General features: G+C 60.1%; 21 protein-coding genes. 10 read left to right on the forward strand and 11 right to left on the reverse strand.

Annotated elements, in window-relative coordinates; genetic code table 11:
• The first annotated feature begins 6 nt into the window (after nt 1-6).
• The gene (locus tag AMM41_RS08385) at nt 7-825 is read left to right on the forward strand and encodes an SIR2 family NAD-dependent protein deacylase (protein WP_228769166.1); all 819 of its coding nucleotides are present in this window, start codon (nt 7-9) and stop codon (nt 823-825) included.
• Nucleotides 822-1163 carry a cyclic-phosphate processing receiver domain-containing protein gene (locus AMM41_RS08390; RefSeq protein WP_089956150.1) on the forward strand — a complete coding sequence of 114 codons (342 nt, stop codon included), beginning with the start codon at nt 822-824 and terminating at the stop codon, nt 1161-1163. Before AMM41_RS08385 ends, AMM41_RS08390 begins: the two co-directional genes overlap by 4 nt.
• Here the strand turns inward: AMM41_RS08390 and AMM41_RS08395 are convergent.
• The 8 genes from AMM41_RS08395 to AMM41_RS08430 form a co-directional block, all read right to left on the reverse strand.
• The gene (locus AMM41_RS08395) at nt 1130-1609 is read right to left on the reverse strand and encodes a hypothetical protein (protein WP_089956154.1); all 480 of its coding nucleotides are present in this window, start codon (nt 1607-1609) and stop codon (nt 1130-1132) included. The genes AMM41_RS08390 and AMM41_RS08395 overlap by 34 nt on opposite strands.
• Nucleotides 1610-1612: 3 nt before the next feature.
• Entirely contained in the window at nt 1613-2920 is a 1308-nt protein-coding gene (locus AMM41_RS08400) for a DUF932 domain-containing protein (RefSeq protein ID WP_089956156.1), read from the reverse strand.
• 130 nt (nt 2921-3050) lie between these two features.
• On the reverse strand, nt 3051-3596 hold the full coding sequence (locus AMM41_RS08405) for a hypothetical protein (RefSeq protein WP_089956159.1): 546 nt from the start codon (nt 3594-3596) through the stop codon (nt 3051-3053).
• A gap of 11 nt (nt 3597-3607) precedes the next feature.
• On the reverse strand, nt 3608-4234 hold the full coding sequence (locus AMM41_RS08410; protein ID WP_194944669.1) for an NUDIX hydrolase: 627 nt from the start codon (nt 4232-4234) through the stop codon (nt 3608-3610).
• A gap of 394 nt (nt 4235-4628) precedes the next feature.
• Nucleotides 4629-5267: a hypothetical protein gene (locus AMM41_RS08415; protein WP_089956168.1), complete on the reverse strand. Its 639-nt coding sequence runs from the start codon at nt 5265-5267 to the stop codon at nt 4629-4631.
• Between the two features lie 283 nt (nt 5268-5550).
• A complete protein-coding gene (locus AMM41_RS08420; protein WP_228769167.1) occupies nt 5551-5934 on the reverse strand; it encodes a DUF1016 N-terminal domain-containing protein in 384 nt (127 codons plus the stop codon).
• Nucleotides 5931-6893: a helix-turn-helix transcriptional regulator gene (locus AMM41_RS08425; protein WP_089956172.1), complete on the reverse strand. Its 963-nt coding sequence runs from the start codon at nt 6891-6893 to the stop codon at nt 5931-5933. The genes AMM41_RS08420 and AMM41_RS08425 overlap by 4 nt, the downstream gene beginning before the upstream one ends.
• Nucleotides 6894-7080: 187 nt before the next feature.
• Nucleotides 7081-9222 carry an AAA family ATPase gene (locus AMM41_RS08430; protein WP_089956179.1) on the reverse strand — a complete coding sequence of 714 codons (2142 nt, stop codon included), beginning with the start codon at nt 9220-9222 and terminating at the stop codon, nt 7081-7083.
• Between the two features lie 170 nt (nt 9223-9392).
• On the opposite strand from AMM41_RS08430, the gene AMM41_RS08435 reads away from it, so the two are divergent.
• Nucleotides 9393-10169, forward strand: coding sequence for a YecA/YgfB family protein (locus AMM41_RS08435; RefSeq protein ID WP_089956182.1), 777 nt, complete (start codon nt 9393-9395; stop codon nt 10167-10169).
• A 394-nt stretch (nt 10170-10563) separates the two neighbouring features.
• Here the strand turns inward: AMM41_RS08435 and AMM41_RS08440 are convergent, their stop codons facing one another.
• From AMM41_RS08440 to AMM41_RS08450, 3 genes are all read right to left on the reverse strand, one after another.
• Nucleotides 10564-11535: an alpha/beta fold hydrolase gene (locus AMM41_RS08440; protein ID WP_089956186.1), complete on the reverse strand. Its 972-nt coding sequence runs from the start codon at nt 11533-11535 to the stop codon at nt 10564-10566.
• Complete coding sequence (locus AMM41_RS08445) at nt 11535-12539, reverse strand: Bug family tripartite tricarboxylate transporter substrate binding protein (RefSeq protein ID WP_089956191.1); 1005 nt, start codon at nt 12537-12539, stop codon at nt 11535-11537. The genes AMM41_RS08440 and AMM41_RS08445 overlap by 1 nt, the downstream gene beginning before the upstream one ends.
• Before the next feature lie 155 nt (nt 12540-12694).
• Nucleotides 12695-14710: a sigma-54-dependent Fis family transcriptional regulator gene (locus tag AMM41_RS08450; protein ID WP_228769168.1), complete on the reverse strand. Its 2016-nt coding sequence runs from the start codon at nt 14708-14710 to the stop codon at nt 12695-12697.
• A gap of 356 nt (nt 14711-15066) precedes the next feature.
• On the opposite strand from AMM41_RS08450, the gene AMM41_RS08455 reads away from it, so the two are divergent.
• From AMM41_RS08455 to AMM41_RS08485, 7 genes are read left to right on the forward strand one after another with little or no spacing between them, the layout of a single operon-like run.
• Nucleotides 15067-16074, forward strand: coding sequence for a thiamine pyrophosphate-dependent dehydrogenase E1 component subunit alpha (locus AMM41_RS08455; RefSeq protein ID WP_089956195.1), 1008 nt, complete (start codon nt 15067-15069; stop codon nt 16072-16074).
• Between the two features lie 51 nt (nt 16075-16125).
• Nucleotides 16126-17166, forward strand: a complete 1041-nt coding sequence (locus AMM41_RS08460; RefSeq protein ID WP_053172431.1) for an alpha-ketoacid dehydrogenase subunit beta — start codon at nt 16126-16128, stop codon at nt 17164-17166.
• Complete coding sequence (locus AMM41_RS08465; RefSeq protein WP_089956198.1) at nt 17163-17405, forward strand: lipoyl domain-containing protein; 243 nt, start codon at nt 17163-17165, stop codon at nt 17403-17405. Before AMM41_RS08460 ends, AMM41_RS08465 begins: the two co-directional genes overlap by 4 nt.
• Nucleotides 17402-18037: a 2-oxo acid dehydrogenase subunit E2 gene (locus tag AMM41_RS08470; protein WP_089956202.1), complete on the forward strand. Its 636-nt coding sequence runs from the start codon at nt 17402-17404 to the stop codon at nt 18035-18037. The genes AMM41_RS08465 and AMM41_RS08470 overlap by 4 nt, the downstream gene beginning before the upstream one ends.
• On the forward strand, nt 18034-18765 hold the full coding sequence (locus tag AMM41_RS08475) for a lipoate--protein ligase family protein (protein WP_089956206.1): 732 nt from the start codon (nt 18034-18036) through the stop codon (nt 18763-18765). The genes AMM41_RS08470 and AMM41_RS08475 overlap by 4 nt, the downstream gene beginning before the upstream one ends.
• Nucleotides 18762-19316: a gluconate 2-dehydrogenase subunit 3 family protein gene (locus AMM41_RS08480; RefSeq protein ID WP_228769169.1), complete on the forward strand. Its 555-nt coding sequence runs from the start codon at nt 18762-18764 to the stop codon at nt 19314-19316. Before AMM41_RS08475 ends, AMM41_RS08480 begins: the two co-directional genes overlap by 4 nt.
• Before the next feature lie 23 nt (nt 19317-19339).
• Complete coding sequence (locus AMM41_RS08485; protein WP_089956209.1) at nt 19340-20920, forward strand: GMC family oxidoreductase; 1581 nt, start codon at nt 19340-19342, stop codon at nt 20918-20920.
• Nucleotides 20921-21000 lie beyond the last annotated feature (80 nt).

A 21000-nucleotide genomic window follows, 5' to 3' on the forward strand; every position in this document is an offset into this window, starting at 1 on the left:
CACCGCATGACCACCGCCCCCAACGCCGCCATGGCCCCACCCGAAAAACTGATCGAAACCCTGCTGCAAGCGCGACGCATCGTGGTGTTCACGGGCGCGGGCATGTCGGCCGAAAGCGGCATCGCCACTTTTCGCAACACATCCGGCAACCAGCCCGACAGCTTGTGGGGACAATTCAACCCCCAAGAACTGGCCTCGCCCGACGGCTGGCGCAACAACAAGCAACGCGTCTGGGCTTGGTACGAAGGCCGCCGGGGTGAGGTGATCAAAACCCAGCCCCACGCAGGCCACCTGGCCATTGCCCAGCTGGCTGACACGCTGCAAAGCGTGCATGGCCAAGCGGTGCACGTCGATGTGGTCACACAAAACGTGGACAACCTGCACGAACGCGCAGGCAGCGCCCACGTCACGCACTTGCACGGCAGCCTGTTTGCGCCGCGCTGCGCGGCCTGCGCACGCCCCGGCGCTTTTGCCTCCGGCGAGCCCGACCTCAAGCTGATGCACCTAGAGCCGCCACGCTGCCTGCACTGCGGCGGCCACATCCGCCCCGGCGTGGTCTGGTTTGGCGAAGCCATGCCGCAAGAACCCTGGCGGCACGCCGAAGACGCGGTCGACGCCTGCCACGCCATGCTGGTCATCGGCACTTCGGGTGTTGTGTGGCCTGCTGCCGAGCTGCCCATCAACGCCCACCGCCTGGGCAAATTTGTGGCCGAAATCAACCCCACCCCCTCGGGCCTGGCCCAATACCTGAGCCTGCAATGGCCCAGTACGGCTGCAGCTGGCTTGCCTGCCTTGTTGGAGGCGCTGAAGGCGCGTGCTGCATGACAGCGCCATCCCTCAAGGTCTTTTTGGACGACGAACGCCAGGCCCCCGCCGGGTGGACGCGTGTCTATTGGCCGGACGAAGCGATAGCTTTGCTGAAATCAGGACAGGTCAGCGACATCAGCCTGGACCACGATTTAGGCGATGACAAACGCGGCACTGGCTACGACGTGGTGCTGTGGATCGAGGAAGCCGTCTTCACCCAAGGCTTTGCACCGCCCAGAATGCAAGTCCACTCGGCCAACGCATCGGCCAAACAGAAAATGCTGGCGGGCATCGCCGCCATTGAACAGCGGCAGGCCGCCCCTCAATCCCCCACCCACACCACAAACCGCTTGTGACCCACCGCCAAATGCGGGTCCCACACGTCCCAATAGCTCACGCGGCAATGGGGCTGCAGGCCCTCGCGCCAGGCCGTCCACAGCGCTGACTTGGGGTTGAAATCACCCCGCGCATGCACACTCAGCAGCAGCGCCCGACGGGTGTCGGGCTTCACCACTTGCGACCAGGCACCCTGCAAAGCGTGGGGCTGATCGGCGGGGCTGCACGCAACGCCAAAACCTGCACGCAGGCCCCAGGCCACGCCACCTGCTGGTGCACCATCACCGCCAGCTCTGACGCCTTCGCAAGGGTCAGGTCGCAAGGCCAACAAGTCTTCGATGTCGGCGTTCACCCGCAAAGACCTTTCGCCATCCACGGCCAACGCCATACGCGTGTCACGGACAGCTGCCAAAGTCTGGCGGCTGCTGTGCCACAAGGCCCATTGGCCCCACCAGCCCGCATCCACCGCTCAGACCCGCTGGGCCAAGCTCAAAGCTTCTTGCTTGAGCTTATGGCCGTGCCCCATCCAGGCGCTCAAATAGCGGTCAGCCGGATTTTGCTTGCGCCCTTTTTCGTGGTGGTCCACATACTCGGTCACCGCGTTGACCAAACCCCAGACCGTGCCTCGGCTGCCCTTTTGGTCGGAGCCCATGCCCTCGCCGTCGAACAAACGCATCATCGTTTTGTAGGCATGGGCCTCCTCGATCTTTTGGCGATCGAGGTTCGTCGGCAACTCCTGCAGCGACTGTCCCGCCTCCAAGCCTGCGCCCATAAAACCATGGCGCATGCGTTGCACCACCGCCACCAAATAATCTGACGCCTTGCGGGCATTGACCTGGCGTGTGGCCAAGTCCTTGGCTGTTTCGACAAACGCCTCAAAGGGCAAACGGATATCGCCCATGTGCCGCATGTTGAACTCGCGCCTGACCGACTCCTGGTCGTACATGGCCGAATGCCGGATCTTGACCGAGGCCCTTTCTTCTTTGGCTTCGGCCAAGGTGTTGGCACACACCACCCGCACATGGGTCAGGCGAACCTCGGTGCTGCTGCTCGCGTCGCAGCTGGTGGACATCAACACATACTGAGCCAGCTCATCGCCATCGGGCAAGGCCGCGCTGTTGCCCGTCTGGGCGGTGGCCCACAAAATGGCCCCGCCTCGCATGGTGCCTGCGGCCGACATGGTGAAAGCGTTTTCCCGCACGTACCACTCAAAAAAATTCATCACCTGCTGCGGCTGCACCACCTTGTAACGGTCAGACACCACCGCCAAGCCCTGATGCGTATCGCTGCGGTACAGCACCTGCCGATTGGGCAAACTGTTGCTGAATTTGCGCCGCTCATAAACGCTGTTGTCCACAAACTGGCCCGGCAACCCGTCTACCTGAAACTCGACATTGGCACTGCGAATCGACCAATCCAGACCCGCCTGCTGGCACCACACATCCATCGGCGCACCCGCTGGCAGCTGCTGCCCCAAACGATGCCAAGGCGTCTGCCCCGTCCAAGCCATTTCCACAAAGCCGTCCGGCCGCATCGTCAAATCGTGACTCATCATGAACCCCCAGAAAAAGCTGGCCACCCCCAATGGATGGCCTGAGTGCATTGTCTGAACGGCTGCGACAAAAGGTGTCGTACCCGGCTGCAAAAACTGATTCGCCTGCAAAGACACCACCAGCGAGGCCACCACATCAGCGGCTTGCAAGGCCAGCAGCAGCACATACCACTCGGTGCGAATGCCTGTCGTCGCCAAAAAATGGAAAGGCCGACCACAGCGCATTGCGTGGCGCGTGAACCGGTCCCTTCATCAAACTCATGCACCATGCGGGTATCGGCTGGCAAACCCAGCCAAGCCAGGATCACGCTGCGCGTCTTCGCGACTTGCGACGCATCTGGTCCGGTGGTTGGCTTCACTTGGTCTCAGGCGATATGAGCGCACCCGCCCGCAAATCAAACACATACGAACGCACGGTATGCACCTCCACCCACACGGTGTTTGTCTGCAACAAAGCCGCCACCCCAAAGCGCGGATGGTGGCCACGGTTGTGCGCCAGCAGATCGTGTGTCAGCCAGCCTTGCCGATCCATCCAGGGGTTCTTTTCATCCAGCCAGTTGTGCACAGCCGGGTCATCGTCCATCACTTGCATGTTCAGACCCTCGGGCCCCACGCGCCCGCCCATCGCCTCTTGGCTGGCCAACAGCTTGTTGCTCATCTCGTCATGCAAAGCTTTGGACTCGTCCAGCATGTGATCCAGCCGGACCTCCACCTCGGCACCCCACAAAGGCAGCAGGCCCTGCCCAGCGGGGTGAATATGTTGGGGATGGATGGAGTGTCGAGAGGGATACGACAGGATGTGTCGGCGTCGGATTCCGGTGCGCAGGGCTTGCACCAGCCCCCCCCCCGCCACGCCCACCCCAATGCTTGCGCTTCTGCGATCAACGGCCAAGCTGGTCAAGCAAGGTCGCCTCACAAAGCCCTGATCGCATCAACAATCGCCCAGTCATGGTGGCTGTTCAGGTGGTTCATGAGTTGGTTGACAGGCACCAACATGACGGCCTGCGTTTCCCAGCACATATCCCCCGGGTAGCCGCCCAACCGCTCGGCCAGGTAATAGCGCGTGTAGCTGACAGAACGGGGCACGTCCACCAAATGGCGTTTGAGCCGGATTTGCAAACCCGTTTCCTCAAACACCTCGACCAATGCCGTGGCTTGCATGGACTTGCCATCCAGCGTGCCCTTGGGAAAGGTGGCTTGGTAGCCCGCAAATTGGTTGGTGGGTGCCACCAGCCAGATGCGCCCATCGGGCTCCCGCACCACGGCACCGGCCGCAGTTCTGTACAACCCGGCGGGCACAACAAAGGCCGGCTCATCAATCCAGTGCCGTTTGGCCAGCTCTTCCCATTCTTGCGTTGTGGCAGATGCCGCATGCCAACGCTCGACAGGCACACCATGGAGCTTGTCGGGCATGGGGCCGTCGGGCACCACGCAGGCCATGGCGTCGGGGTCCTGCCAGGTTGGCAATGGTGTGGCTTGGCTGGGTGAGTGGATGGCGACGGGCTGCCCATGATTGTTCGGGCGCGGGTGGTGGGTCATGTGGGGCATTTGGTTGTGTGATGTTGGCGTTGGCATCAGATGCAGGCTTGGGAGGGGGATGAGCACTGGCTTTAGGTGGGTCTGCGGCTTGGCTCAAGCATGAGTTTGCGGAGTTGGGAGGTCAGGTCACACCCTTTCACGCTCGGACCAAATCGACTTATCGAAAGTTTTTTCGACAGTCTTATCGACACTCGACTTTGGCTCGTCCACATTGGGCCCAGTTTGCAAATCCGACGGCCGCGCATAGCTGGCGATGAACAAACCCGCCACTTCGCGGGACTTCATCTTCGATTGGGAGATGTGTGTGCATGAGTCTGCCTATTGAATGTTCACCAGTTTCGTAAGAAGCACGAATGGGTATGTCGAGGTCGATGGTTTTGTGCTTTATTTATAACTAACTTTTTACAATTGAGACATTATGCTGACCATAACACCTGCGCACAGCAGACAACCATTTTTTATAAGAATCACGGCTCATATTATTTATCAAACTCACCTCCCATCCAATAACCACCACATCAAAACCATCTTCCCCAATTGAAAAATTATGAACCCGATGTACACCGTGCTCGTGCGCATTAATTTCATCAAGGATTTTGACGAATTTTGTCTCACGTTCAATCTTACTCAACACTAGAACTGCGATCACCGATCGAATATTCCATGCACGCCTCTTTATGGAACTTATTTTTTCCAAATCTCCTAAAACAGGCTTTAGCCCCCCAACTCGCCTTGTGACTTTAAGCTCAATCGCAGACACCCAATTATTTGAAAAATTTTTCTTTTTGAATGCGACATCTATAAAACAATTTAAAAAATTGGCGCGGGACTTAGGCAAATTTGTGGTTTTATCATAAGGGTACGGTTTTTCGACCTCCGTGTCATGACCACGATTACGCAAATTATTAGCAAGTTCAATTTGCAACCACTTTTCCCATCCAAAATTTCCTGTTTCACGAAAAAATAAAAAATATTCCTTTTTCTTTTTTGCAATCTCCGCCAAAGAATCGCAGACCTCATCAAAATAAGACATTAAATACACTCCGGGTCATTAGTTAAATTAAAATTCAAAAACCGCACGCAAATAATATTTACTTTTGTATGGCATTACTTTTTTAGCAAGCCCCACAAAACCCAATCACCACAACCTACCGATGAATTTGGCATTTTAGTTTGGGGTTTATGTTTACCAAGACATTGGGTTGATTTCATTTCACATTTCGCTTTTTTATTGTTTTGTATGGACTCTCTTTGCCCACCCCAAAACATGCAAGAGCCACATATTTTTTGACCAGAATGAAAATCTTGTGACATTTTTACTGACTCCTTTTTTCATTATCAATATGCTCAGAAAGAGCCGATTTGGAGAATTCCCTGAATTGGTGCTGCAATACTTTGCTGGTCCAACCAAAACGGGCGGTGGCGCGCAGGTAAAACTTGCGCTCCACGTCGTCTTTGCAGCGGGCCATGATGAGCAGGTTTTTTGCCCAACTGATTTCTCCTATCAGCGATTGGAGTTTTGGCTTGTCGCAGTGTTCGTTGTAAAACTGGCGCATGAACCACAGGTTTGGGGCTGAAAACCTGTTCCGCCCCGGGAACTCTGTTTGCAGGTCTCGCGCCCGGTTGTGCATCTCCCGCCGCAAGCGGCGCAGGCATTGGCTGGCGTTGTGGCGCAGGGATTTTCCGAGGTGCTGGGTCATGCGCCCACCGGAGTTTTTTGCACATCCCGAATCTGCCCACCAAAGCTGAGCAACCACCGGTCGAGCAGCAGGGTCTGCACCACGGTGGCAGTGATGCGGTAGCAGGCGTCGGTTTCGGTGTGGGTTTGGTCTTCGGACAGGCGCGATTCGAGCAGGTGTTTGCCGGGGGCTTTGTCGATGACGAAGCTCAGGCGGATGCGCTCACCGTTGGCGATGGCAAAGCGGCCGTCGGCGTCGTAGCGGGCCAGATCAAAGTCGGGGCGCTCGAAGGTGAGCGTGCTGGCCTTGGCGCTGTGAACGCGGTGCAGGGCCATGCTGCGTTCGTTGTTGTAGCCGTCAAAGCGGCACACCAAATAGATGCGCGGGCCTTGTTGGGCCAGGCCCAGGGGCATGACGCGGTGTTGTTTGCGCTCTTCTTTGGCGTTGGTGTAGTCCAGCTCCAGCCATTGGTTGTTGTAGAGGGCTTGGCTGGTTTGTTCGAGCACGCCTTCGGCGATTTGGGGCGGCAGCAGGGGCTGGGTTTCGCTGACGACGCGCACTTTTTGGAGCCACTGTTTTTCGAGGGTGGCGTTTTGGTGCGGGGCGAGGTTGGCGCGGGCTTGTTCAAAAAAGCCGTTCATCGATTGCATGACGCTGGGCGGCAGCAGGGGGCGCAGTTGTTGCTCGGCCAGCATGAGCATGAGCGATTCTTGTTTGCTCAGGGCGGGCAGCATGAAGCCGGCCGATGGGCCTTTCCACTCGTAGCCGTAGGGGATGCTGCGCTCGTCGCGGTCGATGCCAAATTCCACACTCAGGCTTTTGAGCAGGCGCTGGATGCTACGTTCGTCGCGCTCAAAGCCTTCGGCGGCCAGGGCTTCGCGCAGCTCTTTGGCCGTGACTTTTCGGCCTCGCGGTATGCGGCGCAGCAATGCCAGCACCAGGAAGGTGGTTTCCAGGGTGTTGGGTTTGGTCTTGGGCATGGTGGGCGAGCAGTCAAAAAAGCAGTGACAAAGTATCACTTGTAAATGTGTATTTTTTTGTGATCAGCATTCATCATTTGATTCAATTTGTACTTTTTTATGACGTATGAATAGGGGCGTGCGCCCCCCCTGCCCCCCCACGGGGTGGGCTCCTTCGTGGCGGGGTCCCGTGGGGAATGGCCGCAGATCAGACGACGAAGCCGATGGCCCGACTTTGTGCGCCGGGTTTGAGGGCGCATTCTTCGGTCAGGGCTTGCACCATTTGGCTGGCGCTTTGGATGGGGCGCAGGCGGCTTTGGCGCACGATGGCGGCGTAGTCGCCCGGGGTGAGCAGGCCCAGGACAGCCAGGGCTTGGCGGTCTTGGGGCGTGGGTTCGCCCAGGCCCATGTGCTGGCAGTGGCGCTGCAGCAGTTGCAGGGCTTGTGCGGGTTTGAGGTAGCCAAACTTGAGCTTGAGGTCAAAGCGGCGCAAGGCGGCACTGTCCAGTCCGGCCATGAGGTTGGTGGACGCGATGAACACGCCGCCAAAGCTTTCCATTTGTGTGAGCATTTCGTTGACTTGGCTGACTTCCCAGCTGCGTTGGGCGTCTTCGCGGTTTTGCAAGAAGGTGTCGACTTCGTCAATGAGCAGCAGGGCCTTGGCTTCTTCGGCCTGTGCAAAGGCTTTGGCAATGTTTTTTTCGGTCTCGCCCACCCACTTGCTGATGAGGTCAGACGCGCGTTTGACGTGCAGGGTCAGGCCCAGTTGCTGGGCCAGCCAGCGGCCGTAGGCGGTTTTACCGGTGCCGGGCGGGCCGTACAGGCAAATGCGGCCGGAGGGGTGTTGGCGCAGTTGTTCGGCCATGGCCAAGAGGTCGGTGTCGGTGTTGACGAAGGCGGGGTCGTACACCTCAGGCAGGGCATTGGGGGTGTGGCGGGCCAGTTGGGGGTGGTCTTGCGCTTGCAGGGTTTGGTTGATGAGCAACTCCACCGCTTGCTCGGTTTGGCCTTCGGGCAGTTGCGTGGCAATGCTTTGGATCACGCGGCTGGTGCGCGTGATCACGGCCGGGGCCAGGGCTTCGGATTGCGCAATGCGTTGGATGGCCGCGTCGCTCAGCAGGCCTTGGCTGGCGTTGCGGATGATGCGTTCGCGCTGGGCCTGCGGGGGCACGGGCATCTCCAGTACCACGTCAAAGCGGCGAATAAAGGCCGCGTCCATGCCCATGAGCGAGTTGCCAATCCACACGGTGGGCAGGTGGTTGTTTTCAAGCAGGCGGTTGATCCAGCCTTTGGTTTGGCCGGGGCTGCGGCGGCGGTGGCCGAAGATGTCGCTCTCTTCGGGGTGGTTGAAGGCGTCTTCGATTTCGTCAAACATGACCAGCGCCTGGCGCTGCGCAAACAGGCTGTGCGTGGCGCTGAGCGCTTTGATGCGCTTGCGCCCCGAGATGGGTTCTTCGTCTTCGTCTTGAGTGGTGACTTCAAAGAGCTCGCAGCACAGGTCTTTGGCCAGCAGTTTGGCCAGCTGGGTTTTGCCGGTGCCGGGCGGGCCGTACAGCAGCACATTGACGCCGGGCTGGCTTTGGGTGAGCGCTTGGCGCAAGTAGGGGCGCAGCACCTGCAGGGCCTTGGCGCAGTGCGCGTAGTCGTCAAAGTCCAGGTGGCCGGGATCGCTGGGTACGATCATGTCCTTGAGCCAATCGGTGGGCTGCAAATCGTTTTCGATCAAGCGGTGGGGCAGTTTGTTGGACAGCAGGTCGAGTTTGCTGTCCAGCGCATGGTTGGCGTGCACATCCACCACAACCAAGCCCGTTTTGGACAGCAAACCATCGCTGCGCAGAGCCTGGCGAATGGCCCCGAGGTCCAGGCCAAGGAGGGTGGCCATGGCTTGGTACAGCCGTTGGCTGTCCAGATTTTTGACATAGCCCGTGGCCTGGCTCAAGTGGATGTCGCCTTTGATCAGCATGGCGAACTCCAGCACACGGCTCTCGACATCGGACAGCCCCACGAGAGCGGCGATGCGTGCCACGTTGCCCGCCAAGGTGGCGGACACTTGCATCTGGTGGGCGCGGCGTTCGACTTGCGCCAGCAGGCGAGACAGCGTGAGCCGGGTTTTGGCGGGCTTGGGTTGTTCGACTTCTTCTTCGTCGTCTTCGTCTGTCGAGGGAACCACCAGCCCGAGCCAGCGGGCCAGGTCGGCGTCCTCAAACCCGAAGCGTGTGACGAAAAAGCGATCGCCTTTGAGCAACACCAAGATGCGCAAGACCCACAGCCGAACAATGTCAGGGTCGGTGCAGTCCTGGTCGGCGATGAGGGTTGAAACGAGCGAGCTGATACGCGTGTTGGCGGCCATTTTTTCCTCCTGATGATGGGTTCACCATTGTCCGAACGAGGGCGACAAGCCGTGTCGGGGTGACGCACAGCCCGACAAGGTGCTGGCCAGAAAAACCTCAGCCCCTGCGGCTTGCGTCGGGCGGCTTCGCCGCCCTCCTACAATGCAAGCCTGCAAAACAGGAACACCCCATGAACACCACCGCTGGCTTGGAAGCCGAAGACTTTGACACCTTGGACAACATCCTTGACGACCTGCGCGAGCGCTTTGAAGAGACGCCTCAGTGGGAGTTTTGTGAGGGCTTCATGGCCGCGCTGGTGTGCTGCCGCCGCGCCATTCCCGACAGCGAGTGGCTGCCGATGCTGCTGGGCATTGACCCGGACGAGGCCGAAGGCGGCAGTTTTGCCGATGACGCCCAGCGCCAGCAGTTCATGGCCTTGTGGCAGCGCCGTTTTGACGAAATCAAGCTCGCGCTGGACACACCCGTGGAGGCTCTGGACGACGACAAGGCCTATGCGCCCGAGGTGATGGATGTGCGTGGCGCCATCGCCTCGCTGCCGCCCGAAGAACGTGAAGAGATCGACGACAGCGAAATCCCGTCTTTTGCGCAGGTGTGGGCGCTGGGCTTCATGTTCGCGGTAGAAAACTGGTCCGATGAATGGACGGCCCCAAAAGACAAAGACGCTGCCAAGTGGCACGACCTGTCACTCGAAGCCGTTGTGGCCCTGACCGAAGATGACGACGCAGTGCCGACCCTGTCAGCCTTGTCAGAAGACGGCCCGCCCAGCGTGAGCGAAGAACGCCTGAACGCCTATGGCGAAGCGCTGTGGGCGGTGTACGACCTGCGCGAGATCTGGCGCAACATCGGCCCGCGCGTGACCCAAGTGATCAAAGAAGCCACGCCGGGTCGCAACGACCCGTGTTCGTGCGGCAGCGGGAAAAAATACAAGAAGTGCTGCGGGGCCTGATCAATAAGGAGGGCATACCCGCATGGGTTGGAAACCCCGCCGTTTTGGGGAAGCCCCACATTTTGTGGGAACCCCGCCATTTTGGTTAACCCCTGCATTTTGTGGGAGCCCCGCCCTCGGGGCGATGGACTGTGGTCTGCGAGGGTTTTCGCGACGGGGGCGTCGCTCCTACAGGGGCAAAGCCCCCATTTTGGGGAAGCCCCACATTTTGTAGGAGCCCCGCCCTCGGGGCGATGGACTGTGGTCTGCGAGAATTTTCGCGACGAGGGCGTCGCTCCTACAGGGGCAAAGCCCCCGTTTTGTGGAAGCCCCGCATTTTGTAGGAGCCCCGCCCTCGGGGCGATGGACTGTGGTCTGCGAGGGTTTTCGCGACGAGGGCGTCGCGCCTACAAAATCAAACCATCCAATTTGCCAGCGCATCGCTGGTGGCTTCGGGCAATTCTTCGGGGATGAAGTGGCCCGAAGGCATGACCTGACCGGCCACTTGGCCTGCGCATTGGGCTTGCCACAGCTCGACAGGCCTGAACATGCGGTTGACCACGCCCCGACTGCCCCACAACACCAAGGTGTCGCAAGCAATTTTGTCTCCCCGCTCGCGGCCCACACGGTCGTGCTCCAGGTCGATGCCTGCGCTGGCGCGGTAGTCTTCGGCCGCGCTGTGGATGGCGGCGGACCAGCCTTGCTCGTTCAGCATTGGATTGCAAAAGGCGCGTTCGTATTCGGCCAAGGCCTCGGGCTCGATGTAGGCCAAGCCCTGGCTGCCCCAGCCGCCCAGCTTGGCGTGCAAATAGGCTTTGGCGTTGCCGCCGATCATGAATTCGGGCAAGGGCGCGGGCTGCGTCAGGTGGAACCAGTGGTAGTAGGCCTGTGCAAAGGCAAAGTAAGGGTCGGCCACGGGTCCGGTGACCTCGGGCGCTTTGCCCCAATTGCCGCTGTACATGTCCAGCGTTGGCGCAATGTCAATGACGCACAACTTCTTGACCCGCTGGGCATGGTCCAGCGCCAAACGGTGCGCCACGCGCCCGCCCCGGTCGTGACCACACAAGAAAAAGTCGCCCACACCCAAGGCGTCGAGCAAGCCCACCACTTCTTGCGCCATGGCGCGTTTGCTGTAGTGCGCGTGCTCGGCGTCGCCCACGGCGTGCGACGAATCGCCGTAGCCCCGCAGATCGGGCATGACCAGGCGGTAACGGCCGCGCAGGTTTTGCGCGACGCGGTGCCACATGACATGGGTTTGCGGAAAGCCGTGCAGCAACACCAGCACGGGCAGGTGCGCTTGCGCGGCCCAATCGGCCGATTGCCGATAACAGACCGGCAAGCCCATCACCGTGAGCGTTTGCCGCTCGAAGCCTTCAAACCAAGCCATCAGTCGACCTTGGCACCCGAGGCCTTGACGACTTCGGCCCACTTTTTGTGCTCAGCGTCAATCAATGCCGCAAATTGCGCAGGCGTGTTGCCACTGGGGATGGCCCCCAAAGTGGCCAAGCGTTCTTTCAAAGCGGGTGTGGCCAAAGCCTTGGCAACTTCTTGCTGGATGCGGTTGACCACGTCAGCAGGGGTGCCCGCGGGGGCCAGCAAGCCAAACCAACTGCTGGCTTCAAAGCCTTTGAGCCCGGCAGCTTCTTCCACGGTGGGCAGCTCCGGCATGGCTGCCGAGCGCTGGGAACTGGTCACCGCCAGGGCTTTGAGCTTGCCGCCTTTGATCAAGGGAATGGACGATGGCAAGTTGTCAAACATGACGTCCATGTTGCCGCCCGACAAATCCAGCAGTGCAGGGCCAGAACCCCGGTAAGGAATGTGGGCCATGAAAATGCCGGTTTGGCTCTTGAACAACTCGCCCGCCAAATGGATGGAGGTGCCGTTGCCACTCGACGCCATGTTCAGCTTGCCAGGGTTGGCTTTGGCGTATTTGATGAAGTCGTTGACGTTGTTGATTTTGTTGGCCACCGCTTTTTCGGCGTTGATCACCATCACGTTGGGCACACCCGCGACGAGCGTGATGGGCGCGAAGTCTTTGAAGGGGTCATAGGGCAGCTTGGCGTACAGGGCGCGGTTGATGCCGTGTGTGCCCACGGTGCCCATGAGCAGGGTGTAGCCGTCACCTGCCGACTTGGACACGATTTCTGCCCCCAGGTTGCCCCCCGCTCCCCCTTTGTTCTCGATGACGAACTGCTGGCCAAAGGCTTTGCTCAATTCGGGGGCGATGGCGCGGGCCAAGATGTCGGTGGTGCCGCCAGGTGCAAAGGGCACCACGATCTTGACGGGCTTGTTGGGCCAGGCGGTTTGGGCCCAAGACATGGACGAAGTTGCCAGCAAGGCAGCGGCCGCAACACCACCCATGATGTGTCGGCGGTTCAATTTTGAAATCATGCAGGTCTCCTTTAAAAACGTTATCCCTGAATGATGACATCTTCAGGCCCAGGCCCTGTCACCCAAGCGCCGAAACACCCCCCGATCTAGGGTTTGTCAGAGGTTGCCCGCCAGACAAACATGTCCGGCTTGCGCAAGACGCGGCTTGATCCTCCTCAGATCGGCGCACTGATGCCTTCTCGCACCATGCGCCGGTAAATGGTGGAGCGGCTGACGCCCCGTTGGCGGGCCACTTCCGAGACATTCCAGCGCTCTTGGCGCAAATGCGCCAGGAGCTGGGCGCTCTTTTCGGGCAGGGCTGACTCTGGCATGGACGACGCTGGCTGGCTGGACAGGGCCGTGCAAGACGCCAGCGGCTCCCCCGAGGCCAGACGGGGCGGCAACAAAGGCATGCCCGCACCGCACTGCAACTCGCGTGGCAAATGCCTGGGCTCGATCAGATTGCGCTCACACAAGGCCACCGCCGTTCGCAACACGTTTTTCAACTCGCGGATATTGCCAGGCCATGCATAGTGCTTCAACAAATCGCAGGCCTCTGGCGTGATGGTGGGAATGAACACCCTGGACTGTGCGCGCGCTTGCGCGTGCAAGACCTGTTCAATCAGTGCGCCCAAATCCTGGCGTTCGCGCAAGGCCGGCAACTCGATCACGATGCCACTCAAACGAAAATACAAGTCCTGCCGGAAGTGCCCCTCTTCCACCATGGACAGCAGCTTGCGGTGCGAAGCGCAAATGACCTGCACATCCACTTTGGCCGACACTTCTGCGCCCAAGGGCATGACTTCACCTTCCGCCAGAACGCGCAACAAGCGGGTCTGCAAAGCCAGTGGCATGTCGCCAATTTCATCCAGAAACAAGGTGCCGCCATCGGCTTGCTGGATCTTGCCCTTGACCCCTTTGGCGCGTGCCCCGGTAAAGGCACCATCCGCATAGCCAAACAACTCACTCTCAATCAGGCTTTCGGGAATGGCTGCGCAATTGAGGGCGATAAAGGACTGGGCTTTGCGGGCGCTGCACTGGTGCATGGCTTGCGCAAACATCTCCTTGCCGGTGCCGGTCTCCCCATGCAGCAAGACGGAAATGCCCTTGTTCATCACCCGACTGGCCTTGAGCACGTTGGACATCATCAAGGGGTCCGTACCGGCCAGCACATGCAAAGCTTGCAGGTCCGTGCCCACCGTAGCGGCCTGAGCATGGTTTGACAACACCCTGTTCACACGCGGCTGCGTGGGATGCGTGGGATGCGTGGGATGCGTGAGTTTGGCAAAGTAGCGACGTGCACTGGCCACATGGCGCACTTCGAAGGCGTCACCTTTGGCCCGGTGCGCCTGCGTGACCAGTGCGGGCATGTCCAGGCCCACCACATGGCTGATGTCTGCCCCCATGCACGTCAGCGCATGCGCCAGTGGATGGTCCGGATGCGCCCCCAAGCACTGACGCGCCCGGCTGTTGGCGGCCATGACCCGCCCGCTCTCGTCCAATGCCATCAAGAGGCTGACCTGCACATCCAGCAAGGCCCGGCTTTCGCTCAGGTGCAAGACGCAGTGGTGGCGATGCTGGCGCAAAAAATAAGCGTCCTCGACCATTCGGGCCGTTTGCGACACCATTTGCAGCACCAGGTGTTGGCTGCGCTTGTCATGCGGTGAATACAGGGCCGATGCATCCAGAACGGCCAGCAAATCACCCGCAGGTCCGAACACCGGGGCAGAGCTGCAGGTCAAGGTGGTGTTGGGCGAGCGAAAGTGCTCATCGTGGTGCACGGTGATGGGTGCGCGTTCAATCGAACACACGCCCACCGCGCAAGTGCCTTCCACCTCCTCTGACCAGCAAGCCCCCACGTAAAGACCCGCATGTCGCAGCTCTTTGTCGTGGGCCTCGTTGTTCACAAAGTCCACCGTCACGCCTTGTGGATCGGTCAGCAACACCACATAACCGGCATCCCGCACTTGGCGCGAGAGTTGATTCATGCCCTCGCGCGCGGTGTGCATCAAGTCTTCCAGCGGCGTTTGGTAGTCCTTGAGCTGCCCCCTCGAATACACCCTGGGTGGCGTGCTCAGACCGGGGTCTATCTGGTAGCGCTCCAGAGACCGTTTCCAGGAATTGGCCAGGGCCGAATCGCCCTGCAGGGCCTGACGAATGCGCTGGTCGATGACGGAAGCAGAAAAGGACATGGTGAAAGGGGTGAACACGCCCATACCAGCGCTGCAGGATGTATTTCCCCAAACGCCGTATGCCTGCGTGTAGTCGTTGACAAGACGAGTCCATCGTAGTCATTTATGCCTCTGTATTCATTGGCGCTTACCCGACTCCAAGGTGTCATTTGTTGCATGTGAATGCAACACCTGTCGCACCTCAAACGGCGGCCATTGCATCAGCTGTCTGCCTTTTGCAACAGGCCAGCGGCCATGCAGTCAGGGCAATCCCTTGCTGAAACTGGCTTTTGCCCGCTGGCACGGCGATTGCAAAAGTTCATCGTCCGATGCCCGTCATTCGACGGTGCACGGCACCAGAACTTGAGGAGATATGCATGCAAGCAAGTACCGAGCAATTGCGGTGGATGTACGAAACGATGGTCGAAATTCGTGAGTACGAAGAGACCATGGTCAAGGTGTATATGGAAGGCAAACTGCCGCCCGCCATTCAAAAAGGCCTGGCCTTTGACATCGGCTCAGGCCCCGTGCCCGGAGAAATGCACCTGGCCGCAGGCCAGGAGCCGGTGGCCGTCGGGGTGTGCGCGCATCTGCGCCAAGACGACACCGTGGTGGGCGCACACCGCCCGCACCACTTTGCCATTGCCAAGGGCGTGCCCCTCAAACCCATGACGGCCGAGATGTTTGGCAAGGCCACGGGCCTGGGCCGTGGCAAGGGCGGTCACATGCATTTGTTTGACCCGGAGCACAAGTTCAGCTGCAGCGGCATCGTGGGTGCCAGCATGCCCCCGGCTTGCGGCGCAGCGCTGGCCGCCAAAAAGCGCGGCACCGATGCGGTGGCCGTCGCCTTTTTTGGAGAAGGCGCCACAAACCAGGGCGCCTTCCATGAATCCATGAACCTGGCTGCCCTGTGGCGCTTGCCGGTGATTTTTGTGTGCGAAGACAACGCGTATGCCATCTCGGTCGAAAAATCCGAATCGACCTCTGTGGCCTGGAATTCCGACCGTGCAGCGGCATACGGCATGCCCGGCATTTTGGTGAAAGACAACGACGCCGTTGAAGTGTTCAAGGCCGCAGGGCAAGCCGTGGCGCGTGCACGCGCAGGCCTTGGACCAACCCTGATCGAGGTCAAGACCGACCGCTACCTGGGTCACTTTCAAGGTGACCCGGAAACCTACCGCCCCAAAGGCGAAACAGAGGAATTGCGCAAAAACGATCCGATCCCGCACCTGGCGCAGCAACTGCGTGCCCTCGGCGCCCTGGACGATGGCCAAGACGTGGCATTGCGCCAGGCCGTGCACCAGCGCGTTCAAGAGGCTTACGACTTCGCGCGCAACAGCCCCTACCCCGAAGCCGAAGACGCCTTGCTGCATGTCTTTGCCTGAACTTTTCAGCCTCGGAAAACCCCACACCCCCTCACATTTCAGGAGTCCTTCATGACCCAACCCACCCGAAAACTCACCATGGCCCAAGCCATCTCCGAAGCCATTGGCCAAGAGATGGAACGCGACGCAGAAGTCTTTGTGCTCGGCGAAGACGTCGGCAAGTACGGCGGCATCTTCGGCGCCACCGGCGGCCTGCTCGACAAGTTTGGCAAAGACCGCATCATGGACACGCCCATCTCTGAAACCGGCTTCATTGGCGCGGCCATCGGCGCAGCGGCAGAAGGCATGCGTCCGATTGCCGAATTGATGTTTGTCGACTTTTTTGGCGTGTGCATGGACATGATCTACAACCACATGGCCAAGAACACCTACATGGCCGGTGGCAACATCCAGCTGCCCATGGTGCTGATGACGGCGATTGGCGGCGGCTACAACGATGCGGCGCAGCACTCGCAATGCTTGTACGCCACATTTGCTCACATGCCGGGCCTCAAGGTGGTGGTGCCCTCCAACGCCTATGACGCCAAGGGTTTGATGACCCAGGCCATTCGGGACAACAACCCCGTGGTCTTCATGTTCCACAAAGGCATCATGGGACTGCCCTGGATGTCCTACTTGGAGGGCAGCACCAACGAGGTGCCGCAAGAGGCTTACACCATCCCATTCGGCAAGGCCAAGGTCGTGCGCGAAGGCCGCGATGTGACGATCGTCACGCTCAGCCAGATGGTGCAAAAAGCGGTTCTGGCCGCCGAAACCCTGGCCGCACAGGGCATCGACGCCGAGATTGTGGATTTGCGCACCGTGGTGCCCCTGGACCGCGAAACCATCTTGGCCTCGGTCAGCAAGACGGGGCGTCTGCTGGTGGCCGATGAAGACTATTTGAGCTTTGGTCTGTCGGGCGAGATCGCCGCACTGGTGGCCGAAAACCTGGACATCCTCACCCTCAAAACACCTGTGCGGCGCTTGGCCGTGCCCGATGTGCCGATTCCCTACAGCCGCCCGCTGGAACAATTCGTCATCCCGCAAGTGGCCAACATCGTGCAGCAGGCACAAGCCTTGATGGTGGCACCGAAAGTGAAGGTGGCCGCATGAACGCCGTGACCTTGCCCGCCGAATTGTGGGCCGATGTGGATGAGGGCACCGAAGCCCTGGTGGAAGAATGGCGGGTCAAAGAACAAGACACGGTGTCGGCAGGTCAAGTGCTGGGCAGCGTGGTTCTGGTCAAGTCCAGCCATGAAATCACGGCCCCCGTGGCCGGCACCGTGCAACGCATTTGCGTGCAGGTCGAGGAGACTTTCGCACGCGGCACCACACTGATTGAGCTGTCATGAGCGTCATTCCCCTCAAAGGCATGCGAGGTGCGATTGCGCGCAACATGACCTTGGGCTGGCAAGCCCCTCGCGTGGCCATGACCGTGGAAGTCGACATGTCGGCCTGCCTGGGCCAACAAGTCGGCGTCACGCCCCAGGTGCTCAGCGCGGTCGCAGGCGCTTTGCGGGATCACCCCGCACTCAACGCGTGGCTGACCCCCGAGGGCATCGCCCCGCAGAGCGTGGTGAATCTGGGCATGGCCGTCGCACTGGCAGAAGGCTTGGCTGTGCCTGTGATCCGCAACGCGGCGGCCAGGTCACTGGCCGACATGGCGCAGCAGGTTCGGGAATTGGCCGCAGCGGCACGCCAGCAAAGCTTGCCACCCAAGGCCTATCAGGGCGGCAGCTTCACGGTGACGAATCTGGGCGCCACGGGCATTGACTGGTTCACGCCGATTCTCAATCCACCCCAAGTGGGCATTTTGGGCATCGGCCGCACGCTGGACACACCCGTGGTGCGTGACGGCCAGATCGTGATGGCGCCCATGATGTCCATGACATTGGTGTTCGATCACCGCGCTGTGGATGGTCACCCTGCCGCCTTGTTCTTGGCCGACTTGCGCAAGCGACTTGAAGCAGGAGTCCTGCCATGAAGCGCGACTGGCCAGTCGATTGCCTGACGGTGTCTGCGGCAGAGGAACAGCGCTGGAACGAGCAGCAACTGAGCACGCTGGTGACGCAGCCGATCACGCGCTTTTGGCGCTACACGGAACCTGCTTTGGTGCTGGGCTGTGGGCAACGCGCCAGCTTGGCACAACTGCCCGACAGCCCCATACCCGCGCTGGTGCGCCATGCCGGTGGCGGCGCGGTGCTGACGGGCCCCTGGATGCTGAGCCTGTCGGTCATGCTGCCGCCTGACCACCCGGCTGTCAGCGCAGGGATTTTGAGCAGCTACCGCTGGTTGGGCGAGAGCATGGCCACTGCCTTGCAAAACAGTTGGGGGGTGCCCGCGCAAGCCCTGGCCAAGCACGCGTCCAAGCCAGAGGACAAGCCCGCGAACAGTCCCCCTCATTGGGCCTGTTTTGCAGGCTTGTCCCCCTGGGAAGTCGTGGCCGATGGGCGAAAGCTCGTCGGTCTCGCCCAGGTCCGCCGACGCACGGGCGTGTTGCTGACCGCCGGTGTTTTGGTGAGCCCGCCCGACTGGGCACTGCTGTGCCACGCCATGGGCAAACCCCTGACAGACGCCATGGACCTTGAATGCGCAACGACTTCGGTCAGTGCGTATGGGGGCCACGCTGTCACGGCCCACGATGTGTTTCCTGCACTGGCTTTGGCCGTGCAAGAAGCGCTCCATTCATTTTTACCTCAGGAGACTTTATGAGCACTCAAAAACCTTCCATGCGTGTCCTCGACAAACTGCCCCAAGTGCAGCGCCGAAGCTTTCTCGCCGGTGCCGCCGGCATGAGCGTCGTGCCGGTCACGGCGCTGAGCATGGCCCCCACGGCCTTGCACGCAGCGTCGTTCAAGGTACTGGGCAGCCAAACCGGCGCCACGCTGCTGCGCATGGCACGCGACATTTATCCGCACGACAAGCTGGCCGATCGCTATTACCTGCAGGCGCTGATGGCCCATGAGAAAGCCTCGGCCAAAGACGCGGCATTGAAAAAAATGATCACCGAGGGTGTGGCAGAACTGGACGCGCAAGCCAAGCGCCGCTTTGGCAGCAGCTACGCAGCGATCCCCAAAGAAGCCGATCGCGTCAGCGTGCTCAAAGGCATGGAGCAGTCGCCTTTCTTTCAAAAAATTCGCGGCGACATGGTCACCGGTCTTTACGACAACAAGCAGGTCTGGCCCATGTTGGGCTACGAAGGCTCATCTTGGCAAAAGGGCGGTTACGTCAACCGCGGCTTCAACGACATCAACTGGCTTTGAGCCCATTTTCAGGAGACAAACACATGGCAACACCCACACAATTTAGCCTCAACGACGACAGCGTCGTGGTCATCGTCGGCTCCGGCGCGGGCGGCGGAACCCTGGCCAATGAGTTGGCCCAAAAAGGCATCAACTGCGTGATTCTGGAGGCGGGCAAGCACTACACCCAGGACGATATCGACAACGACGAATGGGGCATGTTCAACAAAATTTCCTGGCTGGACAAGCGCATCTCGGCCGGTGGCTGGCACCACACCAAGACCTACCCCGGCCTGCCCGCCTGGATCGTCAAGGGCGTCGGTGGTTCATCTGTCCACTGGGCTGGCCTTGCCTTGCGCTTTCAGCCGCACGAATTCAAAACCCGCAGCACCTATGGCGAACAAGCGGGCACGCAAGTGATGGATTGGCCTGTGGATTACGCTGAAATGGCGCCCTTCTACGATCTGGCCGAAAAGAAGTTGGGCGTCACGGGCACAGCTGCCAGCGGATTGCCCATGCTGCCCGAAAACAACCACTACAAAGTCATCGCTGCCGGGGCGCGCAAGATCGGCTACAAAAACATCGTGCGCCCCATGGCCATCAACTCGCAGGCCTACCAGCACCGCCCCGGTTGCCAGCAAATCGGCTTTTGCATGCAAGGCTGCAAGATCGGCGCGAAATGGTCCACCCTGTATGCAGACATCCCGGATGCCCTGGGCACCGGCAAGGTCGAGCTGCGCCCGCAGTCCATGGCCTTGCGCATTGAACATGACGCACAGGGCAAAGCCACGGGTGTGCTTTATGCCGACAAAAACGGCAAGCAGCACTTCCAGAAAGCGCGCATCGTTTGTGTCGCAGGCAACTCGATTGAGTCGCCACGCCTCTTGCTGAACTCGGCCTCCAGCATGTTCCGCGACGGTTTGGCCAACTCGTCCGGACAGGTGGGGCGCAATTACATGAACCACGCCACAGCGGCAGCGGCGTCGATTTATGACAAACCGGTCTACATGTACCGTGGCACCTCGATTGGTGCCGTGGTGGCCGACGAAGCACGCCATGACGCATCACGCGGCTTCAATGGCGGTTACTACCTGGAAGGTTTGTCTCTGGGCCTGCCCTTCATGGCGGCCTTCATGCAACCGGGCGGCTGGGGGCGCGATTTCACATCGGCCATCGATTTGTACGACCACATGACCTGCGTCTGGGTGTGCGGCGAAGACCAGGCCATGGCGGACAACCGCATCACCCTGCACGCCACAGAAAAAGACCAATATGGTCTGCCCGTCCCCGTCGTCACCAAGACCTACACCGCCAACGATGATCGGCTCGCCAGCCACGGCCTCCAGCAATGGCGTGCTTTGTCCGAAGCCGTGGGGGCCAAGCGTGTGATCGACATGCCGCCTTACCCGGCCAGCCACAACATGGGCACCAACCGCATGAGTGAAAAAGCCCGAGACGGTGTGGTCAACCGCCACGGTCAGGCGCACGACATCAAAAACCTCTTTGTCTCGGACGGCAGCCAATTCACGTCCAGCGGCGCCTGCAACCCGACCCTGACCATCGTGGCCCTGGCCATTCGGCAAGCCGGTTTCATCGAAAACGCGATGAAACGCCGGGACCTTTGAGGGCCTGCTCGGCAAACCCTTGCTGGATCACACCCTGGCTGGCCATTCAAGGCCCCCGTGTGTGATCCAGCAATCGGCCT

The sequence above is a fragment of the Limnohabitans sp. 2KL-3 genome (assembly GCF_001269405.1).
Lineage (GTDB): Bacteria > Pseudomonadota > Gammaproteobacteria > Burkholderiales > Burkholderiaceae_C > Limnohabitans_A.

Excerpts from the sequence above, each read along its gene's own strand:
- AMM41_RS08385 (WP_228769166.1), top strand. The coding sequence starts at position 7 with ATGACCACCGCCCCCAACGCCGCCATGGCCCCACCCGAAAAACTGATC.
- AMM41_RS08460 (WP_053172431.1), top strand. The coding sequence starts at position 16,126 with ATGACCCAACCCACCCGAAAACTCACCATGGCCCAAGCCATCTCCGAA.
- AMM41_RS08400 (WP_089956156.1), bottom strand. The coding sequence starts at position 2,920 with ATGCGCTGTGGTCGGCCTTTCCATTTTTTGGCGACGACAGGCATTCGC.
- AMM41_RS08430 (WP_089956179.1), bottom strand. The coding sequence starts at position 9,222 with ATGGCCGCCAACACGCGTATCAGCTCGCTCGTTTCAACCCTCATCGCC.
- AMM41_RS08410 (WP_194944669.1), bottom strand. The coding sequence starts at position 4,234 with ATGACCCACCACCCGCGCCCGAACAATCATGGGCAGCCCGTCGCCATC.
- AMM41_RS08480 (WP_228769169.1), top strand. The coding sequence starts at position 18,762 with ATGAGCACTCAAAAACCTTCCATGCGTGTCCTCGACAAACTGCCCCAA.
- AMM41_RS08455 (WP_089956195.1), top strand. The coding sequence starts at position 15,067 with ATGCAAGCAAGTACCGAGCAATTGCGGTGGATGTACGAAACGATGGTC.
- AMM41_RS08445 (WP_089956191.1), bottom strand. The coding sequence starts at position 12,539 with ATGATTTCAAAATTGAACCGCCGACACATCATGGGTGGTGTTGCGGCC.
- AMM41_RS08415 (WP_089956168.1), bottom strand. The coding sequence starts at position 5,267 with ATGTCTTATTTTGATGAGGTCTGCGATTCTTTGGCGGAGATTGCAAAA.
- AMM41_RS08465 (WP_089956198.1), top strand. The coding sequence starts at position 17,163 with ATGAACGCCGTGACCTTGCCCGCCGAATTGTGGGCCGATGTGGATGAG.
- AMM41_RS08390 (WP_089956150.1), top strand. The coding sequence starts at position 822 with ATGACAGCGCCATCCCTCAAGGTCTTTTTGGACGACGAACGCCAGGCC.
- AMM41_RS08435 (WP_089956182.1), top strand. The coding sequence starts at position 9,393 with ATGAACACCACCGCTGGCTTGGAAGCCGAAGACTTTGACACCTTGGAC.
- AMM41_RS08440 (WP_089956186.1), bottom strand. The coding sequence starts at position 11,535 with ATGGCTTGGTTTGAAGGCTTCGAGCGGCAAACGCTCACGGTGATGGGC.
- AMM41_RS08450 (WP_228769168.1), bottom strand. The coding sequence starts at position 14,710 with ATGTCCTTTTCTGCTTCCGTCATCGACCAGCGCATTCGTCAGGCCCTG.
- AMM41_RS08420 (WP_228769167.1), bottom strand. The coding sequence starts at position 5,934 with ATGACCCAGCACCTCGGAAAATCCCTGCGCCACAACGCCAGCCAATGC.
- AMM41_RS08425 (WP_089956172.1), bottom strand. The coding sequence starts at position 6,893 with ATGCCCAAGACCAAACCCAACACCCTGGAAACCACCTTCCTGGTGCTG.
- AMM41_RS08475 (WP_089956206.1), top strand. The coding sequence starts at position 18,034 with ATGAAGCGCGACTGGCCAGTCGATTGCCTGACGGTGTCTGCGGCAGAG.
- AMM41_RS08470 (WP_089956202.1), top strand. The coding sequence starts at position 17,402 with ATGAGCGTCATTCCCCTCAAAGGCATGCGAGGTGCGATTGCGCGCAAC.
- AMM41_RS08485 (WP_089956209.1), top strand. The coding sequence starts at position 19,340 with ATGGCAACACCCACACAATTTAGCCTCAACGACGACAGCGTCGTGGTC.